This window comes from bacterium (genome assembly GCA_016708025.1).
Classification (GTDB): Bacteria; Zixibacteria; MSB-5A5; order GN15; family FEB-12; genus FEB-12.
In genome coordinates this window covers 1,284,083-1,304,299 of the sequence record JADJGQ010000001.1, presented here as the reverse complement: position 1 = coordinate 1,304,299, position 20,217 = coordinate 1,284,083, and the positions used below count along the sequence as shown (strand labels likewise).

The following is a 20,217-nucleotide window of genomic DNA, read 5'->3' as shown; positions in this document are numbered from 1 at the left end:
GTATGAAAAGCAAGAAAGTATGGCTGATTATCGGAGCCGTCGTTGTTGTTGGAGTTATCCTCTACTTCAATCTGACCGCGGACTCCAAACAGAAGACCGAAGTTAATGCGCAGGTAGTCGCCCAGGAAGATCTGGTCGAAAAAGTCTCTGCCTCTGGTCGAATCCAGCCGAAGAGCAAAGTTAATATCACTGCCGAGGTCAGCGGCAAAGTGATCGCTCTGCCGGTCAAAGAAGGAGATACGGTCGAGCCAGGCGACTTGCTGGTGCTGATCGACACGATTCAGGCGAAGTCCGATCTCGATCAGGCTCGCTATACACTTAATGAGATCTCCGCTCGCATGACTGGTGCAAAGTCCGATCTCGAACAGGCTGAACGCGAATACAACCGCCAGAAGCAGCTTTTCGACAATGGCCTGACCTCCGAATCACTTTTCGACAACGCCAAGTATGCTTTTGAGGCCGCCAAGTCTTCGTACGAAGCAACCTCCGCATCCGCCAAGCAATCGCAGGCCTATTTTGAAAAAGCGACGGACAATCTGAAAAAGACCAGGATCTCTGCCCCCATGCCCGGCATCATTACTTATGTCGATGTCGAGGTTGGTGAGGTAGCACCTGCTCAGAACGCCTTCACACAGGGAAAGACGTTGCTCACAATCTCAAACCTGAACGTCTTTGAGGTTGAGGTAGAGGTTGACGAGACTGAAGTTGCCAAGATTGATATCGGCCAGCGCGCCGAGATCTCTGTCGATGCCTTCCCCGACACGACATTCCCCGGCGAGGTTGTCGAGATCGGCAATACGGCTATAATTGAGGGCCTGGGTTCAACCGATCAGTCAACCAACTTCAAGGTGACGGTCGTCTTTCAGGGAGCCGAGGTCAAGGTCCGACCCGGTATGTCGGCCACCGTCGACATTACCACTGCCCAACGCGACGATGTCATGAGCATTCCGTATAGCGCTGTGGTAGTCCGTTCCTTTGATATGGACTCCCTCAAGGCTGCTCGCGAATCGCAGGCCAGCACTGGCGGAGCGGTTAATGCCGTTCATGCCGCCGAGACCACTTCCGCGGATACCGCGAAGAAGTCGCCGGAAGAGAAGAAGGAACTCAGGGGAGCGTTTGTTATCCGCGAAGGTAAGGCAATCTTCGTTGAGATCCAGACCGGTATCGCTGATCAGAAGAATGTCCAGGTCGCCAGCGGCCTGCAGGTGGGAGATTCGGTCATTTCTGGACCGTATCGCGTACTGCGTACTATAAAGGATGGAGACTTCGTCAAAGTCATTCACGACGAGTCTTCCGGGGATGGGAAAGAGAGTAAGTCGTAACATGGCGCTAATCGAAACGAACAACCTCTGGAAAACCTATCAGATGGGGGCGGAAACTGTCCACGCGCTCCGCGGCGTCTCGATCGTGATCCAGAAGGGTGAATATGTCGCCATTATGGGGCCGTCCGGTTCGGGTAAATCAACTCTTATGAACCTGATCGGCTGCCTGGATACTCCTTCCCAGGGTGACTATTACCTTAATGGCAAGTTGGCCAGCGGTATGTCGGATGACGAACTGGCAACGATCCGCAACCGCGAGATCGGGTTCGTCTTTCAGACTTTCAATCTGCTCGCCCGCGCGACTTCTCTTCACAACGTCGAGCTTCCGCTCATCTACAACGGCACTCCCGCCAAAGAGAGGATCGAGAAGGCCAAGGTAGCGTTGGACAAAGTCCAGCTTTCCGATCGCATGATGCACAAACCGAATGAGCTCTCTGGAGGACAACGCCAGCGTGTCGCGATAGCGCGAGCGTTGGTGAATAATCCGTCCTTAATTCTTGCCGATGAACCGACCGGTAACCTTGACAGTAAAACCTCCGAAGATATCATGAAGCTCTTCGATCATCTGCATTCGCAAGGTAATACGATCATTACCGTAACTCATGAACATGACATCGCTGCCCGGGCGCACCGGGTATTGTCGATTCTCGATGGTCAGATCGCCAGTGATAGAGCCGGCGAAAAGGCGAGGGTAAGTACAGTGCGATGATCTTTGGTGCCCTGCTGAGGATCTCCTATGACGCGCTTCGCGCGAATAAACTCCGGTCAGGATTGACCCTGCTCGGAGTGGTGATCGGCGTTACTTCGGTAATGACCATCGTCTCCGCACTCGAAGGAATGCAGGGGGCGATCGCCGAAGATCTCAATCGCTTGGGTCCCGCCACGTTTGTCGTTACCCGTATGGGGGTAGTAACGTCAGAAGAGATGTTCTGGGAGAAGATCAAACGCAAACCGCTTACTCTCAAGAATGTCACGCAGATCGAAGAAGGCTGTGAATACTGCGACAAGGTCTCGCCGCGCGGATACTACGAAGCCCGCGTTAAATATCGCGATCAGGCGCTCCGAAACGTGCTGATCGGCGGCGCTACGGCGAACTATGTCGACATTGTCGATATCGAAGTCGCGATGGGGAGGTTTCACTCCTTTGAAGATGATCTTTACAACCGCAAGGTTGCCTATATCGGTGAACAGATTCGCAAAGACCTGTTTGAGGGTATAGACCCGCTGGGGAAAGAGATCAGCATCGGCGGCAAGAAATTTACCGTGATCGGGGTCGCCAAAGAACTCGGTTCGTCCTTCGGCAACAACCAGGACAACTTCATCATGATCCCCTTCTCGGTGTTTGAGACGATGTTCGGCCAGCAGCGGCGAGGGCTCAATTTCGCGATCAAGGCTGTCGATGTCGCGCATCTCAAGGAAGCAATGGATCAGACCCGCATGGTCCTGCGTTCCGCGCGTCACGTTCCGTTTGATGCCGAAGATGACTTTGATATGCTGACCGCCGACAATATTCTCGACATGCTCAACGAATTCACCAAAGTGATCCGCTGGGGTTTGATCGGTATTTCATCGATCTCACTGGTGGTTGGTGGGATCGTCGTCATGAATATCATGATGGTTTCGGTAACCGAGCGTACTCGCGAGATAGGCATACGAAAGTCTCTTGGCGCCAAGCGCAATCATATACTGGTTCAGTTTGTTTTTGAATCACTCCTGGTGACCCTGACCGGAGGGCTGATCGGCATCATTGCCGGCTTCCTGATCGCCCGATCACTGGTCGGATTAATGGATATGGAGATTCAACCGTCTGCCCTGGCGATCTTCCTTGGTCTGGGCATCTCTGTCGGAGTCGGCCTATTCTTCGGGATTTACCCGGCAATGAAAGCGGCTCGTCTTGATCCTGTAAAAGCGCTGAGTTATGAGTAAGCTATGCTGATGTCATTTGTAGAGATGAAAGACAGTATCGGCATGGCCTTCGGGTCACTCCGTGCCAACAAATTCCGCTCCGGCCTGACCATCCTCGGAGTCATGATCGGAGTCTCATCGGTCATTGCTATGGCCTCGATCATCAATGGCCTCAACGGCCAGATGAATAACGAGATCGATGAGATGGGCTCAAATGTCATCTGGATCACTAAATTTGCTCCTGATGTCGACCACGAGGACATCGACGAAGAAGATCGCAACCGCCCGCCGATCACCGTGAGCGAGGCCAACGCAATTCTCCTGAATTGTCCAACTGTCGAAGGCGTCTCGCCGCAGAATTATTACTTCAAGCCCAGCGGCAATGATGTCAAATACAAGAATCGCAAGTACAGCAGGCCGCGGCTGATGGGGACCTGGCCCGATTTCCTCAAGGTCAATAATCGCAATCTCACCGCGGGACGCTTCATCACTGAATCCGATGAGCAGTTTCGGACCATGGTCGTGGTGATCGGTGCCGATGTCGCCGATGTGTTGTTTGAGTCTGATGCTCCCGTCGGGAAGCAGATCCGGGTGAATAACAATGTCTTTGAGGTCATCGGAGTACTCGAGAAAGTAAAGTCGAGCTTTGGCAATGATGAGGTGAATGAGACCGTCATCATGCCGCTGTCGACCTTCGAGAAGATTCACCCGTGGGAAGAAGAGCTGTTTTTGGTAGCGAGGGCGAAGTCGCTCGCCCAGATGGAGCAAGCCCAGGAAGAGATAATCAATGCCCTGCGTGTTCATCGCAAAGTCCCGTTTAACCAGGACAACAACTTCCATTTGTCGACCCAACAGCAATTCAAGGACTTCATTGCCGGTATTACCAAGTATATCTACCTGGCCATGATCATCATCACCTCTGTTGGCCTGATGGTAGGCGGCATAGGAGTGATGAATATCATGCTGGTTTCAGTGACCGAGCGTACCCGAGAGATCGGGGTCCGTAAGGCAATCGGAGCCAAACGAGCCAACATTATCCTGCAGTTCTTGACCGAGGCCATGACCCTTTCGGCCACCGGAGGGTTGGTCGGTATCGTCTTTGGCGTATTAGTTGGCATTGGTGCCAACGCCGCATTCAACTTTCCGCTATCGGTATCCGTCTTTTGGATAGTACTCGGGTTTGTCGTGGCGGTTTCGGTAGGTCTGGTCTCCGGCATGTATCCAGCCATCAAAGCTGCCCGTCTGGACCCGATAGAAGCGCTCCGCTACGAATAGCCCGCGCTTCCGTAACTCCAATTAAGACTTGCCTTTTGCCTCACCGGGTCTAAATTGGAACCGTCCGTTCAACCAAAGGTTAAAGACTAGACACCGACATGCACCGCACCATTCTGTTCATATGCATTTGCGCCGGCTGCCTTACTTTGGCCGGTTGTGCCCTGACCAGTCGTGACATGCGGGCCGAACAACGGCTCCATGAGACTGAGATCGGCCAACCCACTTTCTTTGTCGATTATGCCGGTTTCGACCTCCCTGGCGATTCCCTGGCCCGTCTCGAGATCTACTACCAAGTCTTCAATTTTGGCCTCCAATTCGACAAAAAGGATGGCGAGTTTGTAGCCGAATTTGTCTTCACTGTCCGGGTCCTGAGTACCGACAACGAACAAGTCAAAACTGCCGAACAGGAACGGATAGTCCGCGTTTCCGACTATGAATCCACCCAGTCTCGCTTTGATTATCGTACCAGCCAGATAAATGTCGAACTCCCTCCAGGCAAGTACACGCTCGAAACCACCTTGCGCGATGTTGGCTCGGCCCAGATCCATAACCGGGAGTTCCGTGTCAACCTGAACGGGCACGACGGCAAAGATGCCTCCTGTTCGGATATCCTCTTCGTCCAGCAGGCGCAGAGCCGGTCCGCCGACTCCGGGATCTTTGACAAAGGGAATCTGACTATTGTCCCCTCGGTCTCTCGGTTTTTTGGCGGTGATGACTCCACTCGCCTGATCTATTACTTTGAGCTTTATCGCGGTGTCGACACCACCGAAAAGGTGTATATCGAGACAATTCTTCGTTCACCATTTCGTGGAATGCTCTATCGTGACACGCTTTGGATGGAGCTGACCGAGCCGGTGAGCCGTCAAATTCGCGACATTGCACTCGCCGACTACTTGCCGGGTGATTACAATCTTGAGATCTACATACGGGGGAGGCGCGCTAAAAGGCTCGACTCTCGAAATGAGTCCTTCACTATTCAGTGGTCTCAAGAAGCTCTGCTGCGGCACGATTTTTCCGCCGCAGTGGACCAACTCGCATTTATAGCCAATTCCGGCGAGCTTTCGGACATGAAGAAGCTGGAATCTATGGAAGAAAAGATCCAGGCCTTTAATGCGTTCTGGGAGGAGCGCGACCCGACTCCGGGAACCAAGGAGAACGAGGCCAAACGAGAATTCTACCGCCGCGTGACTTATGCCAACCACCAGTTCAGGCATCTTCGCCGCGAAGGCTGGCGTACTGACCGCGGCAGGATATATGTACAATTTGGAGAACCGGACCAGATCGATGACCACCCCATATCGCCGGACTATTTCCCGTACCAGATCTGGCACTACTATCGGGAAGGCAAATACCGGCGATTTACCTTTGTGGACCAAAATGAAGATGGTGACTACCGACTGCAATACCCGTACGACGGGCTTAATCAGCGACCTGACTTCTAAACCGGGTCGATTCGCCTGGCTGACCGCAATACTGACAGCCGCGTTTTTTATCTGCGTGACCTCCTCCCCAGAAGCCGCGGAAAAGAGGTTGGCAGTCTATGCCAACTCCGTCTGTTACAACAATCCAACTCTCGACACGCTGGCTTTGCTGGAGTTTCCGTTTACAATCAATCAGACCGGATTGGATTTCTTCCGTCCGGATTCGACTGATTCCTCATATTACGGTCGTGTTTTTGCCCAGGTGACGCTTTTTGATTCTACCGCTATGCCGGTCGATTCTGCCAATACGTATTTCTCAGTCAGGGTCGATGATACACTTGCCGCCGCCGTCACGGAAATGACGCTCTTTAACAAGTTGACCTTGTTGGCAAAACCTGGTCTGTATACGGCCAACGTATCGGTGATTGATGCTGTCAGCAAACGAACGGCGGATGTGTTCCTCAAGTCGGTCGTTGTTTCTGCTCCCCAGAAACTGAAACTGGAGATCGCCGGGCCGCTCATGGCCCATCGCATTCTGGTGATCAAGGACAGCCTCTCTGCGGCGAATGACCGTCTGGTGAAGCACGGCTACAAGGTTCTTCCTAATCCAACCGGTACTTTCAGCACTACCGACACCAATTGTTACTTTTACGCCGAGTTGTACAATTTGTCGACGGGCGATCCTGGCGGAAAATTCCGAATGCACTACTCGGTACTCGATTCAACCGGCGCTCTGGTGCAGGATTTTGGTTTCTCGGAACGACCCAAGCCGGGCGCAACTGCCGTTATCGCCCAGCCACTCGATATCCGTGAAATATATGGCACGAGACTCCGCTTCCGCGTTGTAGCCAGTGACCTGACCAGCCACCAATCGGATACCGCGATCGTGCAGATCCAGCGGATACAGCCGCGCACCAATTATCTCACAGCCGTGGAGACGGCTGCCTTTGTAGACCCCTACGATAGTTTGACTCTGCAGGAGAAGATCAACCTGACGCGATATATGCTCGGATCCGAGCAAATTGGGATAATGAACCGTCTGACGGATGAGGGTAAACTCAATTTCCTCCAGCAATATTGGCGTGAGCATGATGATGATCCCGCCACGCCGATCATTGAGAACCGCATCAAAATGATCGAGCGCTATCGCCACGCTAACCATCTCTTTTCTCGGGTGGCCGGACGAACCGATGGGTGGTCGTCCGATCGCGGGAGGATCTATATGGTCTATGGACCATACGACGAGATCCGCGACATTCCGACTCCGCGCACCGGCGAACCATTCATGATCTGGTACTATCGGGGGATCAAGGAAGGGAAGTTCTTCGTTTTTCAGGACCTGAAGGGCGATAACGAGTATAAGCTCGTCCATTCCAATGTCTCGACAGAACGCTATGACCAGGCGTGGGCGGACTTTCTCAAAGAAGAGATGATGGATACGTACTGAGCTCGGAACGTTTGGATTGACCCAAAATATAAGGCCGCCTGAAACTCAGGCGGCCTTTCTACTAGTGCCCGGTCAACTTACTTGTGCGATACGTTGACATCCTGTGGAACCGAGGTCTGTGCCTGAGTTCGCAGATTACGCTTCACCGGGATCGTGAATCGGCTATGATTCTCGTCATTCAGTTCGATCGTGAATGATTTCTCCCACGCCTTTTCCATCATTTCCGGCTTGACCACGATCACTCCATCGGCGGATCCTCCCGCCGGGATCGTCTTGGGCAACTTGATGTCAAAATGATCGGGAAACGTCGCCACCATAAATGGGGTAAGGGGAGAGGTTGTCTTATTGATCAGTGTGAAGTTGGTTTCCGAACGCCCCTTCTCACCGAACTGGGAAAGGTCAACCTTGTACGGCTTGATCACCAGCGGGTAGGTTGAATCCGGTCGGTTCACTACGGTTGTCCTTATCCGCAGAAACTTATCCGGCGCCCCTTCATTGGTCACCACTTTGGGAGACTTGCTTACCGCGCCTTGATAACTTCCGGTTGAGAAGATGATCTCAACTCGAGTGCTGTCTCCCGCGGCGATCTGGTCCCGCTCCAAAGGTGCCTTCGTGCATCCGCACCCCGGCACTACGTTAACGATCTTCAGTGTATCATCGCCCGCCGACTTGAGCCAGAAGGGGTGGCTGATCGCCGAATTCTGGGGCGAAAAGCCGAAATCAAACTCTACTTCCGGGATCACCAACCGTGGCGCTGCTGTCAGACCACTGGTCACCATCAGGACGATGGCTGTCACCGCTCCGATTTTCTTCAACATTGACTCACCTCCATCAAGGGTCCTTCGATTCTATTCCTTCAGTGCATTACTCTCTTTTACACGTCAAGCGGACCTCTGCTTCTCAGAGTACACCAAAAAAAAAGAGGCCGCTATTGGCGGCCCCTGGAATCCTTACTCTTCCGGTCGAAGGTACGCTAGTGCGTGCCTCCTTTGGGGGGAGTAGCTGGCGACGTGGCCGCCTGGACCGTGCCGCGTATCTGGCGCTTCACCGGGATCGTGTACCGGCTCTGCTTCTCATCATTGAATTGGACAGTGATCGACTTGTCGATCTGCTTATCCAATGCATCTTTTTTCAATCTCACGGTCCCTTCGGCCGACTTTCCGGCAGGAACCGATTTCGGAAGCACAACTTCCAGGAACTGATCCGGCGCATACACCAGCGTCGGTTGGAGGTCGGACTCCGAGACATTGTTAATGGTGAACTTGATCTCGCTCCGCACTTTCTCGCCAAACTGAGTCAGGTCGAGCTTGTACGGTTTGAACACTACCGGATAGGTCGAATCCGGTCGGCTCACCACATTGGCCGTGATCCGAACAAATTTGTCGGGTGGCCCTTCGTTCGTCTGTATCCGGGGCGACTTTGTCACCACGTTGGTATAGGACTTCGTGTCGAAAATTATCTCAAGCCGGGTGCTGTCACCGACAGCAATCACCTCTTTCTCAAGAGGCGCCTTGGTGCATCCTCAGCCAGGCACCACTTGCAAAATTCGCAGGCTGTCATCGCCACCGGAGTGCAGCCAGAAGACGTGCGAGATCGACGAATTCTGCGGCACAAAGCCGAAATCGAATTCGGCTTCCTTTATTGTCATTCGCGGAGCGCTAAACGCCTGCGTCGACAACAACACGATGCCCAGCGATAGTCCGAGCAATTTCTGTTTCATCGGTCTGATATCTATCCTTTCGTCTACCATCTGTCTGCGCTCATTGCCCAATCCTGATATCGGCATCAGGAGATGATCTTCCGACGGATCGGGATCGTAATTCTTCCAACCACTCCAACCGCGCCGCCATCATATGCCAACGTTACCGACCGGCTGAATTCTTTATCCTTGAACTCCGCCGCAACTCCCACCAAAACAACCGCTGTTTCATTCGGTTGCAGGGAGTCGGGTATATTCACAACAAATTCCTGCATTTCCGGCGAGACCATCTTCAAAGCAACCGGAAGGGTGCTATGGTTGGTCAAGGTAACTTTCATCTCATCGATCGACCTGCCGGACATCCGAGTCAACTCAGCCCGAAAGGGCTTGATCGAGATCGGCCGGGACGAATCTGGAAAGATCGTGGCGTCCGCAGTCAAAAAGATACGCTCCGGCTCGGTTTGCCCTTCAACATAGATTCGCGGATACTTTCCGTCACTGCCGGTAATGTTCTTTCCAATCTCCCAGACAACGCCTACCTGCATCGAGTCCCCCGGGGCGAGGGAGGTTTTCTCCAAAGGCATTGAAGTGCAGGAACATCCGGTCTTGACTTCAGTGATCTTCACAGTGTCAGTTCCAACTGACTTAAACCAGAAATACTGCACCACGGTAGACCCCTGAGGAGTCGTACCGAATTCAAACCGATTGCCCGCTATATGGAGTCTTGGCTCAGCGAAGGATGTCTGCGAGGTGAGAAATACCAAAAGTGCTGTTAGCCAATACCGTCTCATTCTGCTCATTATACTAAAAAATTCGAATTTTGCTTCTGAAAATCATTCCAATATACATCCCAACCGCCAGAAAGGTCAAGACTTGGACGGCTTTTTTGTTGTTGTGTTACCGAGCTAAACACTCTACTTTAGACGGTCACGCGGGAGCTAAGCGTGACCCTAAACCCATGAATGTTATTGAAGTTACAGAACTAACCAAGATTTACGATACCCGCCTGAAGAAGGGGAATGTCGTGGCCCTGAACAGGGTCGACCTCCAAATTCAGCATGGCGAGATTTTTGGGCTGCTCGGCCCTAATGGCGCCGGGAAAACGACCCTTTTCAAGGTTTTACTCGGCATTGTCCGGGCAAACTCGGGCGAGGCCATGATCAATGGACTTCCTCCCAGGGACCCGGAATCTCGTGCCAGAATCGGTTATCTCCCTGAAAATCACCGATTTCCCAACCACCTGACGGGAGTAGACCTCCTGCGCACGACCGGGCGACTTTACGGCCTTTCGGCATCTGATATTGATGCCAATACAAGTCGATTACTCCCGATGGTCGGGATGGAAAAATGGGCGACCACCAAGATCAAAAAGTACTCGAAAGGGATGACCCAACGGATCGGCCTCGCCCAGGCGTTGATTGCCGACCCCGATATTTTGATGCTCGATGAACCAACCGACGGCATCGACCCGGTCGGAAAGGTGGAGATTCGGGAAATCCTGCTGCGGTTGAAGGCGTCGGGAAAGACCGTTATCGTTAACTCGCACCTCCTTTCGGAGGTCGAGCAGGCGGCAGACCGAGTAGCAATCATGACTCATGGTCAAATCGTCAAAGTGGGGACTGTTAGCGCCCTGACCGTCCGTCAGAGTCAGTTTGAGGTCGAGGCTGCGATAGGTGATAACCTGATAGAAATTCCGGAAGAGATGGGGAAGATCCGCTCCATCTCGTCTGACAAGATGATCCTCGAACTCCAAAACGATCTGGATATCAACTATGTCATAGACCAACTCCGCATGAAGCGGATCAATATCCTTTCGGTGAAGCCGGTGAAGATCTCACTCGAACAGTCGTTTTTCGAGGCAGTGCGCGGGAAACAGGAGCAGTCCGTATGAGAGGCATGACCCGCGATACGCTTGCCGAAATGAAGGATCAGAAGATCATCTGGGTGATCGCCGTACTGACCCTTATCGCCATGCTGCTTGCGGCGGCCTCACGCAGCATAGATGTCCGGATGCAGGTGGATGGCGCTGATGTACAGGGTTTGGCCGATGTGGCCACCGATCGCGCCATCAAGGCGGTCGACCTGTTCATGGCCTTCCTGATCTTCGTCGTGGTCATGGCCTCGGCGTCCTCGGTCACACACATGCTGGAACGGGGGAGAGCCGATTATTTCCTCTCCAAACCGGTCAGTCGGCGGTTCCTCCTTTTGTCGAAACTGAGCTCCGTCTGGACGGTCTACGGTAGCACGGTACTGATTGCCAGCTTCCTGGTCTACCTGACATTCAGCATGGTGGACAAGCTGTTTGATCCCGGGATATTGCTACTCATCCTGTTTGGAGCGATGCAGATCCTCGTCTGGCTTTGTATTACTTTCGCCGCCGGGGTCTTTAGCGGTTCAACCGCGCTGGTCATTGTCTCCGCTTTCATGATCTGGATTTTCCAGTCGATACTGACCGGCCGGGAGGCGATGAAGATGTTCTTCAATTCAGACATAGCCTCGGCGGTCATTGATACTGTTTACTACATACTCCCCAAGACCTCAGAGATGGCCGGGGTAGGCGTCGCTTTGGCCACCGGACAGACGGTCGAATCCTGGATTCCAGTCTGGACCAGTTGCGCTTTTGGCGCAGTCCTTGTGGTGGTCACCCTTTTCTACCTGAACCGTAAGGATTATTGAGGCTTCGTCTTCTAACGAGAAAGTTGTTCCGATTATGCCAGATAGAAAACAGTTAGATGAATTACTCGACCCGCTTAAAGTAGCACTTCAACTTGAGCAGGAAGGCAAGCGCTTCTTTTCTGAGGCCGCTGCCACCGTTACCGGTAAAGCCGCCCGCCAGACGTTCGAATTTCTGGCCTCCGAAGAAGACAAGCATATCCGTCGAATCGAGGAGTTTTACCAGTCTTTGGAGGAGTCCGAAGGGGAAAACGCCCCGGATACCGAGGAAAGCGATGCCGACCGGCGTCTGGTTGCCTTTAATGACCGTCTGGCCGAGTTGCGCAACGAAATCAAACCGACGATATCCGATATTGAGGCCTACAAAACAGCCCTCAAATTCGAGAACGGTGCTGAGGACTTCTACGCTGAGCAGGTCGCACGCTCCTCTAATCCAAAGATCCGGAAGTTCTACGCCTGGCTTATCCACGAAGAATCGATGCATGCCAAGATCCTGAACTCCTGCGTCCAGTTCGCAGAAAACCCCGCTGCCTGGTTCTCCGATCGCGAGCAATCGACTTAATCCGGGCTTTACAGCGCACTCCTGCTCCTCTATATTTCGCTCCAACACTGACTACAACGGTTGGAGGAATACAGATCATGACCGCTTATGATTTTCTCAAAGAGACCGAACAGAAGCGTCTCAATGAACTCTTCACCTTCTTGAGTTTTCCATCGGTTTCAGCTAAATCAGAGCACAAGGGAGATATCCAGGCGTGCGCCGACTGGCTGACCAATCACCTGAAAAGCATCGGGCTTTCCGCCACACTTTATCCGACCAAAGGGCACCCGATCGTTTACGCCGAAAAGATGATCGACAAAAAACTGCCGACCATTCTCTATTACGGTCATTACGATGTCCAGCCCGCTGAACCGTTCAACCTCTGGAAATCACCGCCCTTTAAGCCGGAGATTCGCGAAGGTTATATTTATGGCCGCGGTTCCTGCGACGACAAGGGGCAGACTTTCTGCCATATCAAGGGAGTCGAGGCTCACCTGCGAGCCAACGGTACGCTTCCCGTGAACGTGAAATTCCTGATCGAGGGTGAGGAAGAGGGTGGGAGCACCGCCAATCTCTCCGCTTTTATCGCACAGCAGAAGAAGTTACTCGCCGCTGATATCGTGGTTGTCTCTGACACCGCCCAGTTCAACAAAGATCTCCCGGCTGTGACTTTTGGTCTCCGCGGGATCGCATCCGTTGAGCTGTTTGTTTACGGTCCGAACCGCGACCTGCACTCCGGCTCATTCGGCGGAGCCATCGCCAACCCGGCCAATATTCTGACCTGGATCATCGGTCAACTGCACGACAAGAATGGCAAGATCACTATTCCCGGTTTTTATGCAAAAGCCAAGGCGCCGACCAAGTGGGAGCGCCAGCAGTTCAAGCGTTTGCCGTATAACGAAGCCAACTACAAGAAAGCGATCGGCGTCCCGGGTCTTCAGGGCGAAAAGGGCTTCTCTACCTATGAACGCACCTGGGTTCGCCCGACTCTCGATGTCAATGGCCTGACCTCCGGTTATCAGGGCGAGGGCGGCAAAACGATCATTCCATCATTTGCCTCCGCCAAGATCACCATGCGTCTCGTTCCGGATATGCATCCCAAAGACATCATGGACAAATTCGAAAAGCATGTGAAGAAGATCGCGCCGAAGTCGGTCAAGATCAATGTCGTCAAGCATGGCGGCGCCGAAGCTGTCGTTGTCCCAACCGATGGCCCCTGGCTGGAGGCCGCTGGCCGCGCTATTAAGTCCGGCTTTGGCAAGACTCCAGTCTTCATGAAAGAGGGCGGATCGATCCCGGTCGCCGGTGAATTCAAGAAGTCGTTTGGTATCGACACCATCTTCGTCGGTTTCGGACAGAACGATGACAACATCCATTCACCGAACGAACGGTTCCGGGTGGTCGATTTCGAACGTGGCTGCAAGACGGCCGTTGCGATCCCGCTCGAACTCTCTAAAGTGAAAGCCTGATCAATGGATCTAGGTCTTACAGGTAAAGGGGCGCTGGTTACCGGCGCCTCTTCCGGTTTGGGATTCGCAGCCGCCATGCGCCTCGCCATGGAAGGGTGCGAGTTGGTCATCAACTCTCGCAGCGAAGACCGCCTCAAAGATGCCACTCATAAGATCGAAAACGCGACTGGCGCAAAGGTCAGGCGTGTGTCGCTTGATCTTACCCCCGATGGCAACGCAGAGTTGATCGCCAAAAGAGCGGCCGACATGCTCCCCAACGGAATCGAGATCCTCGTCTCCAATACCGGTGGGCCTACTCCCGGTCAATTCCTTGATCACCCTAAGGAACGGTTCCAGCAGACCGCCGATCTGCTACTGCACTCGGCAGTCAATCTGACGAGAGCGATTCTCCCTGGCATGGTCGAGCGCTCGTTTGGACGACTGATCTTTATCACGTCGGTCGCGGCCCTTCAACCAATTGACGACTTGCTTCTTTCTAATACTTATCGCGCGGCCATTACCGGCTTCTGCAAGACACTGGCCAACACGTATGGCAAGTACGGCGTGACGGCCAACACGGTCTGCCCCGGGTACATCCGCACCGAGCGTTTGATCGAATTGGCAACAAAGCGCTCCGCTGCGAGCGGGATGTCGATTGATGAAGTGATTCACTCTTACGCTGCTACCTCGCCGGTTGGACGGGTCGGTAAGCCGGAAGAGCTGGCCGCCGCTATCGCGTTCTTAGCGAGCAGTCATGCTGGTTATATCAATGGCGTCAACCTGCCAGTCGATGGTGGCTCGCATAAGTCGTTGCTCTAAGGTCCACCCGGTGGAACCTTGTGCCCCGTCGCCTGTTGGATGACTGCATGGACGATAAAACAGCCGTCGCCTCACCTCCGAGCACAGCAGAGCCCGCCAAACTCGGCCTTTTGGCCCTGATGCCGCTTATCCTGACTCAGCAGACCATTGGCGCTCTCTGTTTTCCAATCGGTGTCTACAGCCTGAAGATCATTGAACCGTTCACCTTCGCTTTTTACCGGTTCGTGCTTTCGTCAATCGTCCTTCTGTTGTTGGTCAGATTCACGAATCATGCCGTCCCGGTCGAACGAAAAGACTACTTACGCATATTTGGACTCGGCCTCCTGATCATCCCGCTCAACCAGACTCTTTACCTGTGGGGTCAGTCTTTGACCGCGGCTGGGCATGGCTCCGTCCTGTTTGCCACCACCCCGATCTGGGTTTTCGTTTTTGCACTCTTCATTCTCAAGGAAAAACTGCTCTGGCGCAGAGTGGTCGGGATCATCATCGCCCTGGCAGGCGTCGCAACTATCATGACTTCCGGGGCAGTACAGGTCGGGACCGAATATCTCTTCGGCGATCTGATCATCTTTTGTTCAGTCCTCGCGTGGGCGATGTACACGATTCTGGGAAAACCGCTCGCCGAAAAATATGGTGCCCTTCGCATGACCGCATACGCCCTGGCCAGTGGCACCGCCGTCTATTTTCCATTTGGCCTGATACGGGCTATGCAGTATGATTACAGCCAGTCGACCCTGGGAGCCTGGATGAGCGTGGTCTATTTTGCCGTCGCCACCTCGGTCATCGGCTATGTCATCTGGTATTATGTCCTGAAACATATGCCGGCCTCCCGGATGGCCGTCTTTTCCAATATCCAGCCGGTGATCGCCACAACCGTCGCCTACTTCACGCTCGGAGAGTCTCTGGGACTTTCCTTTTTTGTCGGAGCGGCTGTGGTCCTGACTGGAGTGTTGATCACTGAATTGTAGCACAGCTTCTTCTCATAGCTGTTTCAGGAGAATTAGATGTTAATGCGATTGATCCTTGCAGCAATAGTCTTCCTTGTAACCACCACGTCAGCAGAGGATAAACCGGCCATGCAGTTCTCGCACTATCTGATCCAGCTTCACCCGGTACGCGCCGAAATGCCTTTCGAAATGAATGAAACTGAACAGAGAGTGATGGGTGAACACTTCGTTTACCTCAAGAGCCTGACACAGAAAGGTATAGTCCTGATGGCAGGCCCAGTCCTTGGCGATCCGGTCTGGGGTATGGTTGTCGTGAAGGCATCAAGCGAGGAAGAGGCAAAGGCCATTGCCGATGCTGACCCCTCGGTCATCCAGAACGTCAATACGTACACCGTGGCTCCAATGATTCGTTCGCTAATGTCCCATAACCTCGACCCGGGCCGGTATGCTGATTCCGTTGTCGATCGGATGGTTCGCAAAGAGATCACCGTCAAGGGGACCCGCGAGAAAGCCTGGCAACTCTGGTCGACCACTGAGGGGCTACGCTCCTGGTTTACGCCCAACTCGACGATCGAGCTAAAGACTGGCGGCAAATTCGAAATCCTATTCTCGATGGAAGCCCCCGCAGGAGTGCGTGGCTCCGAGGGATGCCGTGTGCTCAGCTTTCTCCCCAATGAGATGCTCTCGTTTGAATGGAACGCGCCTCCCACCCTGGGAGAAATGCGCGATCTGCATCACTTCGTTGTCATCCAATTCGAGCAGGTATCAGCCGATTCCGTCCGCGTGCGGCTCTCTGAATACGGTTTTGGCGCAGGGGATGGATGGGACAAAGTCTATGACTACTTCGACAAAGCCTGGGGGATGGTGATGGGGGAGTTCGAAAAACGGATGCTGAAGGACTAATATTACGCAGCAATCAAAAGGCGGGCCGGGCCCGCCTTTTCTATTTGACCTTCATCTCACATCGATGGATCGCGCCCTTCCCAGCTCATGAAACTCCGATAATTCGCAGAATCCATGAATCCTCCCGGATCGGCCATAAACGACAGAATATTATCCACCAGATAAACGTGCGTTTTCTCTTCATCCGCGATCTGCGTTAAGAGGTGCTTTCTCGTCGGATCAGTCTCACGCGCCGCTTCGTCACGATACGCCTTTTCGGCCCGTTCCTCGATCTTCAGCGCTTCCGTCCAGATCGCTTTCGCCTGGTCGCCGAATGAATTCTGCTTTCCTTGCTCGGCCAGTTGCTGAAACAGGTTCTTTGCGCTCAACAGGGGAGAAGCTGTTGCTTTGACCTGATCCGCCGCAGTCGACAGATCTCCTTCTTTCATTCGCTTGAAGAACTGGTAGTGCTTCAACTCCTCGTCGGCAAGTTGCTTCAGTATCTTCTTTAGTTCAGGAACCGTGGTCTGGGCCGCGCTCTTTTCGTAAAACGCCTGTCCATCCAGTTCCATTTTCATTGCATAGTCGAGTATTTCCATGGTCAGTCTCTCCAACTAGTATATCCGTTCGATCTTTCCGTCGACCTGCATGGTCGATGGATGGAATTCGTGACGGACACGCCCGAACGTAAAACCAAGCTGTTCGTACAAGTTGACCTGTTCGAGATCAACGTGTCGCTGCTTGATCGCATCTTTTATCTGCATGTAATGGATAGTCCCATTGAAATAGCCGGACACGGTCACACCGGTTTGACCGGTAAGCAACAACATGACCGCGCAGGCGCCTGCCTCCATTCCGAAATTGGCGTCATAGGCACTTGATATGCCCGACCGCACCAGATGGCTCGGCGTGATAACCCGCACTTCGGGAATGGCGTTCATCTCCTCGACAAACATCCCCTGGCTCTCCATGAACTGCTTGATCTCCGGATCATGGCTCAATCGTTTGGTCATCTCCTGTGAGACAAATCTGCCAGCCCCGGCCAGCTTTTTGTGCCCGAACGAATCCACTCCGGCCGCGTCATCGTACATCTCCGCTCCCGAAGCATCCTTCAATCCCTCGGCCACCACGATCATATATGTTCCGGCTTTGATGTCGCTTTCGATAATTCGTTTGGTATAAACTTTCTTGAGATGGCGGTAGAGCTCTTCAAAATCGACCGGTATTTCCGGGATCAGGATAGCGTCAGCTTCTCCGGCGATCCCGCCGCGAAACGCGGTATGGCCGGCGTAGCGACCGAACACCTCGATGATCATAACCCGATTGTGCGACCGACCGGTCGTCTTAAGATCGCGAATGAACTCCGCTATCCGATTGATCGTCGAATCGCCGCCGACCGAGTAGGGGACCAGATCGAGATCCATCGTCTTTGGTGCGTGAACAACGGGGATCCCTTGGTGATGAAGGTCCAGCACCACCGAACCGGTATCATCTCCGCCCGAAATAACCAATCCGCCGATATCAAATTTCGCCAGTCCCGCCTTGATGCGATCCCATTTCTGGGGATCTTTGATCTTGCCGATCTTTACCCGCGAGTGGCCGGCTTCAGAACCGGCTAATCCGATGCTGAATGAATCAAGTCGGGAAGGAGTCAATTCAACCAGCAGATCCATGTTGATCAGATTGTAGAGGCCCGCATAGCCGTTCGGGATAGCCACCGCTACCACGCCCTTGCGGCTGGCCATTTGGGCGGCTCCTTTAACCACGGCATTCAAGCCGCCGCAATCTCCGCCGCTGGTGATAACCCCAATACGAGAAATAGTAGACATTGATATTGCTCCAACGTTAGTGGGCAGTATGCCGAACCCTATGTTGCGGAATCAAGCCCACATCCCGGTGATGATCGGAAACTCCCCGTTCATCTGCCCGTGCTACAAACATAATGGCCGGGGAGAAGTAAGTCAACTTCCCACCGGCCATCAAAGCCACGCCTGAAATGTTCGTCTCTTAGCGTTGAACCTGTTCGCCATCTCCGGTTTTTGTCAGATCGAATTCGATTGCCGGGAGAGGATTCCCCAGTTTGTCGTTGATGCGAGACTCGTAGGTAATTCGGTTAGGCAGGGTCGTCACCATGGTGCCGTCCTCGCGCGTGCCATCATCCCACTCCCATACCCAGGACCAGACTCCCTGTTTGACGGATGCCTTTCCGACCTGGCCACTCCCTGCATTGTCGACAAGGTAGGCTCGATAGTGCGCCATCGCCGAATCAGGTCGAATGTAAACGTGAGCATGGTAATCTATATGGCGATTCGTCGAGTCGTGGTAGCCGATCATCTCCATTTTGAGCCAACGACCATTCAGGTCCATCGACACGTCGATAACACAGCTCATCTCTTTGCCGAGAACCGTGATGCCGCCGGTCCATTTCCCCAACATTCCCTCAAATTGAGGATCCAGCATGGAATTGACATCTTTGGCCACCTGAGGCGTCGTATCCTCCGCCTCGAGCGGAGGAGCCCAAAACAACATGCCGATCAGTAGCGCTATGCTGAACATGATCGCGCTGAGGACCACCAACAAATTCTTATCTTTTACCTTGGTCACTCCGGACCTCCGTCTGCAAACCGGCGCGACAATCCGTCGCTTGCCGGATATTTCCCTTTTGCACATATCGGGTAATGATGGCCATGTTACCCGCGTGAAACAGGGGTGGCAACAAAAAAAAACAGAGAATATTGACCATGTAACCGAGGTATTGTAGCCCGAGTGCCTCTCTAACTCGCGTTGAGATATAATTCTGCTCTACCCAAAAGATACGCAATTTGTCAATTCAGCCGGAGTTTGGAACGTGACTCTCTTTTTTTCGCAAAAGTGCGTGATTCTGGATACAATCATCACGAGGGCCATTTCTGATCTTTTCGGCGGGTAGAATTAGCCATATTCTACGCACAAGTATCTGAATTACCGGGCGAAGCGAAGTTGTCTGTCGGGTGCCGCCAACTGCTTGTGCATCAGATGGATAATTAGAGGGAACTGGATTCGGATTTAGTTGTTGATGTTCGCTGAGGTTGGTACTCTTTGTGAAAAAAAGACCAAACTTAACGAATTTTGTTGCATTTTGGCGATTCAAGTCTATTTTATCGCCAAGCCAGTGCGTATAAGGCAAGGAGAATCAGGCTCAATGTGGTGGAAATGGTTGCTGTTTTTGGGGATGTCGGTGATGATCGTCTTTAGTTTTATCACCCCCGCTCCTCAGCAGATCATCGGCGAATCCAGCCGGATCTTCTACTACCATATTCCTCAAGCCTGGATATGCGTGATCGCGTTTGCAGTCGCCATGGCTTACTCGATCAAATATCTCCGGACGAAGAACTTGGCTGACGATGACAAGGCCTCTTCAGCGGCCGCACTCGGATTAGTGTTTTGCATTCTCGCCACGCTGTCCGGTTCGATCTTTGCCAAAGTGACCTGGGGATCATTCTGGAATTGGGATCCGCGGGAAACGTCGATCTTCATCCTGCTGCTCATTTACGGCGCTTACTTTGCGTTGCGTGGAGCGGTTGAGGTGGAGGAGAAGAAGGCTAGTTTGTCGGCGGTCTACGCGATCTTCGCCTTTGTCACTGTACCGTTCTTGATCTTTGTAGTACCGCGAGTTACGCCATCGCTACATCCGGCGGACTCCGTGGTCGATGAAAATATGAAGTTTACTATGGGTCCCGCGGTCCGGACGATCTTTTTCGGTTCGCTGGCCCTGTTCACTCTGTTGTTTGTCTGGATGCTCGGTCTGGCGAATCGCGTCCAGCGACTGCTCCGCGAACGACAGGAAAGGGATTGACGA

The 20,217-nt window shown here is 53.1% G+C and carries 21 protein-coding genes; 14 read left to right on the top strand and 7 right to left on the bottom strand.

Annotated elements, in window-relative coordinates:
• The first annotated feature begins 2 nt into the window (after positions 1-2).
• From IPH75_05675 to IPH75_05650, 6 genes are all read left to right on the top strand, one after another.
• Positions 3-1,322, top strand: a complete 1,320-nt coding sequence (locus IPH75_05675) for an efflux RND transporter periplasmic adaptor subunit (GenBank protein MBK7141549.1) — start codon at positions 3-5, stop codon at positions 1,320-1,322.
• Positions 1,258-2,031 (top strand): ABC transporter ATP-binding protein, encoded by a 774-nt coding sequence (locus IPH75_05670; GenBank protein MBK7141548.1) that lies wholly within the window; start codon positions 1,258-1,260, stop codon positions 2,029-2,031. Before IPH75_05675 ends, IPH75_05670 begins: the two co-directional genes overlap by 65 nt.
• The gene (locus tag IPH75_05665; protein MBK7141547.1) at positions 2,028-3,248 is read left to right on the top strand and encodes an ABC transporter permease; all 1,221 of its coding nucleotides are present in this window, start codon (positions 2,028-2,030) and stop codon (positions 3,246-3,248) included. Before IPH75_05670 ends, IPH75_05665 begins: the two co-directional genes overlap by 4 nt.
• Positions 3,249-3,251: 3 nt before the next feature.
• Positions 3,252-4,502: an ABC transporter permease gene (locus IPH75_05660; GenBank protein MBK7141546.1), complete on the top strand. Its 1,251-nt coding sequence runs from the start codon at positions 3,252-3,254 to the stop codon at positions 4,500-4,502.
• An 836-nt stretch (positions 4,503-5,338) separates the two neighbouring features.
• Positions 5,339-5,944 carry a GWxTD domain-containing protein gene (locus IPH75_05655; GenBank protein MBK7141545.1) on the top strand — a complete coding sequence of 202 codons (606 nt, stop codon included), beginning with the start codon at positions 5,339-5,341 and terminating at the stop codon, positions 5,942-5,944.
• Positions 5,880-7,370, top strand: coding sequence for a GWxTD domain-containing protein (locus IPH75_05650; protein ID MBK7141544.1), 1,491 nt, complete (start codon positions 5,880-5,882; stop codon positions 7,368-7,370). Before IPH75_05655 ends, IPH75_05650 begins: the two co-directional genes overlap by 65 nt.
• A gap of 77 nt (positions 7,371-7,447) precedes the next feature.
• Here IPH75_05650 and IPH75_05645 read toward each other — a convergent pair whose 3' ends face one another.
• The 4 genes from IPH75_05645 to IPH75_05630 form a co-directional block, all read right to left on the bottom strand.
• Complete coding sequence (locus IPH75_05645; protein ID MBK7141543.1) at positions 7,448-8,188, bottom strand: DUF1573 domain-containing protein; 741 nt, start codon at positions 8,186-8,188, stop codon at positions 7,448-7,450.
• 155 nt (positions 8,189-8,343) lie between these two features.
• On the bottom strand, positions 8,344-8,796 hold the full coding sequence (locus IPH75_05640; GenBank protein MBK7141542.1) for a hypothetical protein: 453 nt from the start codon (positions 8,794-8,796) through the stop codon (positions 8,344-8,346).
• A gap of 96 nt (positions 8,797-8,892) precedes the next feature.
• Positions 8,893-9,090 carry a hypothetical protein gene (locus IPH75_05635; GenBank protein MBK7141541.1) on the bottom strand — a complete coding sequence of 66 codons (198 nt, stop codon included), beginning with the start codon at positions 9,088-9,090 and terminating at the stop codon, positions 8,893-8,895.
• A 65-nt stretch (positions 9,091-9,155) separates the two neighbouring features.
• Positions 9,156-9,869, bottom strand: a complete 714-nt coding sequence (locus tag IPH75_05630; GenBank protein ID MBK7141540.1) for a DUF1573 domain-containing protein — start codon at positions 9,867-9,869, stop codon at positions 9,156-9,158.
• A 158-nt stretch (positions 9,870-10,027) separates the two neighbouring features.
• On the opposite strand from IPH75_05630, the gene IPH75_05625 reads away from it, so the two are divergent.
• The 7 genes from IPH75_05625 (at position 10,028) to IPH75_05595 (ending at position 16,400) form a co-directional block, all read left to right on the top strand.
• Complete coding sequence (locus tag IPH75_05625) at positions 10,028-10,960, top strand: ABC transporter ATP-binding protein (GenBank protein MBK7141539.1); 933 nt, start codon at positions 10,028-10,030, stop codon at positions 10,958-10,960.
• Positions 10,957-11,745, top strand: a complete 789-nt coding sequence (locus IPH75_05620; GenBank protein ID MBK7141538.1) for an ABC transporter permease subunit — start codon at positions 10,957-10,959, stop codon at positions 11,743-11,745. Before IPH75_05625 ends, IPH75_05620 begins: the two co-directional genes overlap by 4 nt.
• 34 nt (positions 11,746-11,779) lie before the next feature.
• On the top strand, positions 11,780-12,304 hold the full coding sequence (locus IPH75_05615; protein MBK7141537.1) for a ferritin family protein: 525 nt from the start codon (positions 11,780-11,782) through the stop codon (positions 12,302-12,304).
• Positions 12,305-12,381: 77 nt separating this feature from the next.
• Positions 12,382-13,752, top strand: coding sequence for a dipeptidase (locus IPH75_05610; protein MBK7141536.1), 1,371 nt, complete (start codon positions 12,382-12,384; stop codon positions 13,750-13,752).
• A gap of 3 nt (positions 13,753-13,755) precedes the next feature.
• Positions 13,756-14,550 (top strand): SDR family oxidoreductase, encoded by a 795-nt coding sequence (locus IPH75_05605; GenBank protein ID MBK7141535.1) that lies wholly within the window; start codon positions 13,756-13,758, stop codon positions 14,548-14,550.
• A 47-nt stretch (positions 14,551-14,597) separates the two neighbouring features.
• Positions 14,598-15,518 carry a DMT family transporter gene (locus tag IPH75_05600; GenBank protein ID MBK7141534.1) on the top strand — a complete coding sequence of 307 codons (921 nt, stop codon included), beginning with the start codon at positions 14,598-14,600 and terminating at the stop codon, positions 15,516-15,518.
• A gap of 36 nt (positions 15,519-15,554) precedes the next feature.
• A complete protein-coding gene (locus IPH75_05595; protein MBK7141533.1) occupies positions 15,555-16,400 on the top strand; it encodes an SRPBCC domain-containing protein in 846 nt (281 codons plus the stop codon).
• Between the two features lie 56 nt (positions 16,401-16,456).
• Here the strand turns inward: IPH75_05595 and IPH75_05590 are convergent, their stop codons facing one another.
• From IPH75_05590 to IPH75_05580, 3 genes are all read right to left on the bottom strand, one after another.
• Entirely contained in the window at positions 16,457-16,978 is a 522-nt protein-coding gene (locus IPH75_05590) for a ferritin family protein (protein ID MBK7141532.1), read from the bottom strand.
• Between the two features lie 15 nt (positions 16,979-16,993).
• Complete coding sequence (locus tag IPH75_05585) at positions 16,994-18,199, bottom strand: 6-phosphofructokinase (GenBank protein MBK7141531.1); 1,206 nt, start codon at positions 18,197-18,199, stop codon at positions 16,994-16,996.
• A 187-nt stretch (positions 18,200-18,386) separates the two neighbouring features.
• The gene (locus IPH75_05580) at positions 18,387-18,983 is read right to left on the bottom strand and encodes a hypothetical protein (GenBank protein ID MBK7141530.1); all 597 of its coding nucleotides are present in this window, start codon (positions 18,981-18,983) and stop codon (positions 18,387-18,389) included.
• A gap of 451 nt (positions 18,984-19,434) precedes the next feature.
• On the opposite strand from IPH75_05580, the gene ccsA reads away from it, so the two are divergent.
• On the top strand, positions 19,435-20,214 hold the full coding sequence (gene ccsA / locus IPH75_05575; GenBank protein MBK7141529.1) for a cytochrome c biogenesis protein CcsA: 780 nt from the start codon (positions 19,435-19,437) through the stop codon (positions 20,212-20,214).
• The last annotated feature ends 3 nt before the right edge of the window (positions 20,215-20,217 follow it).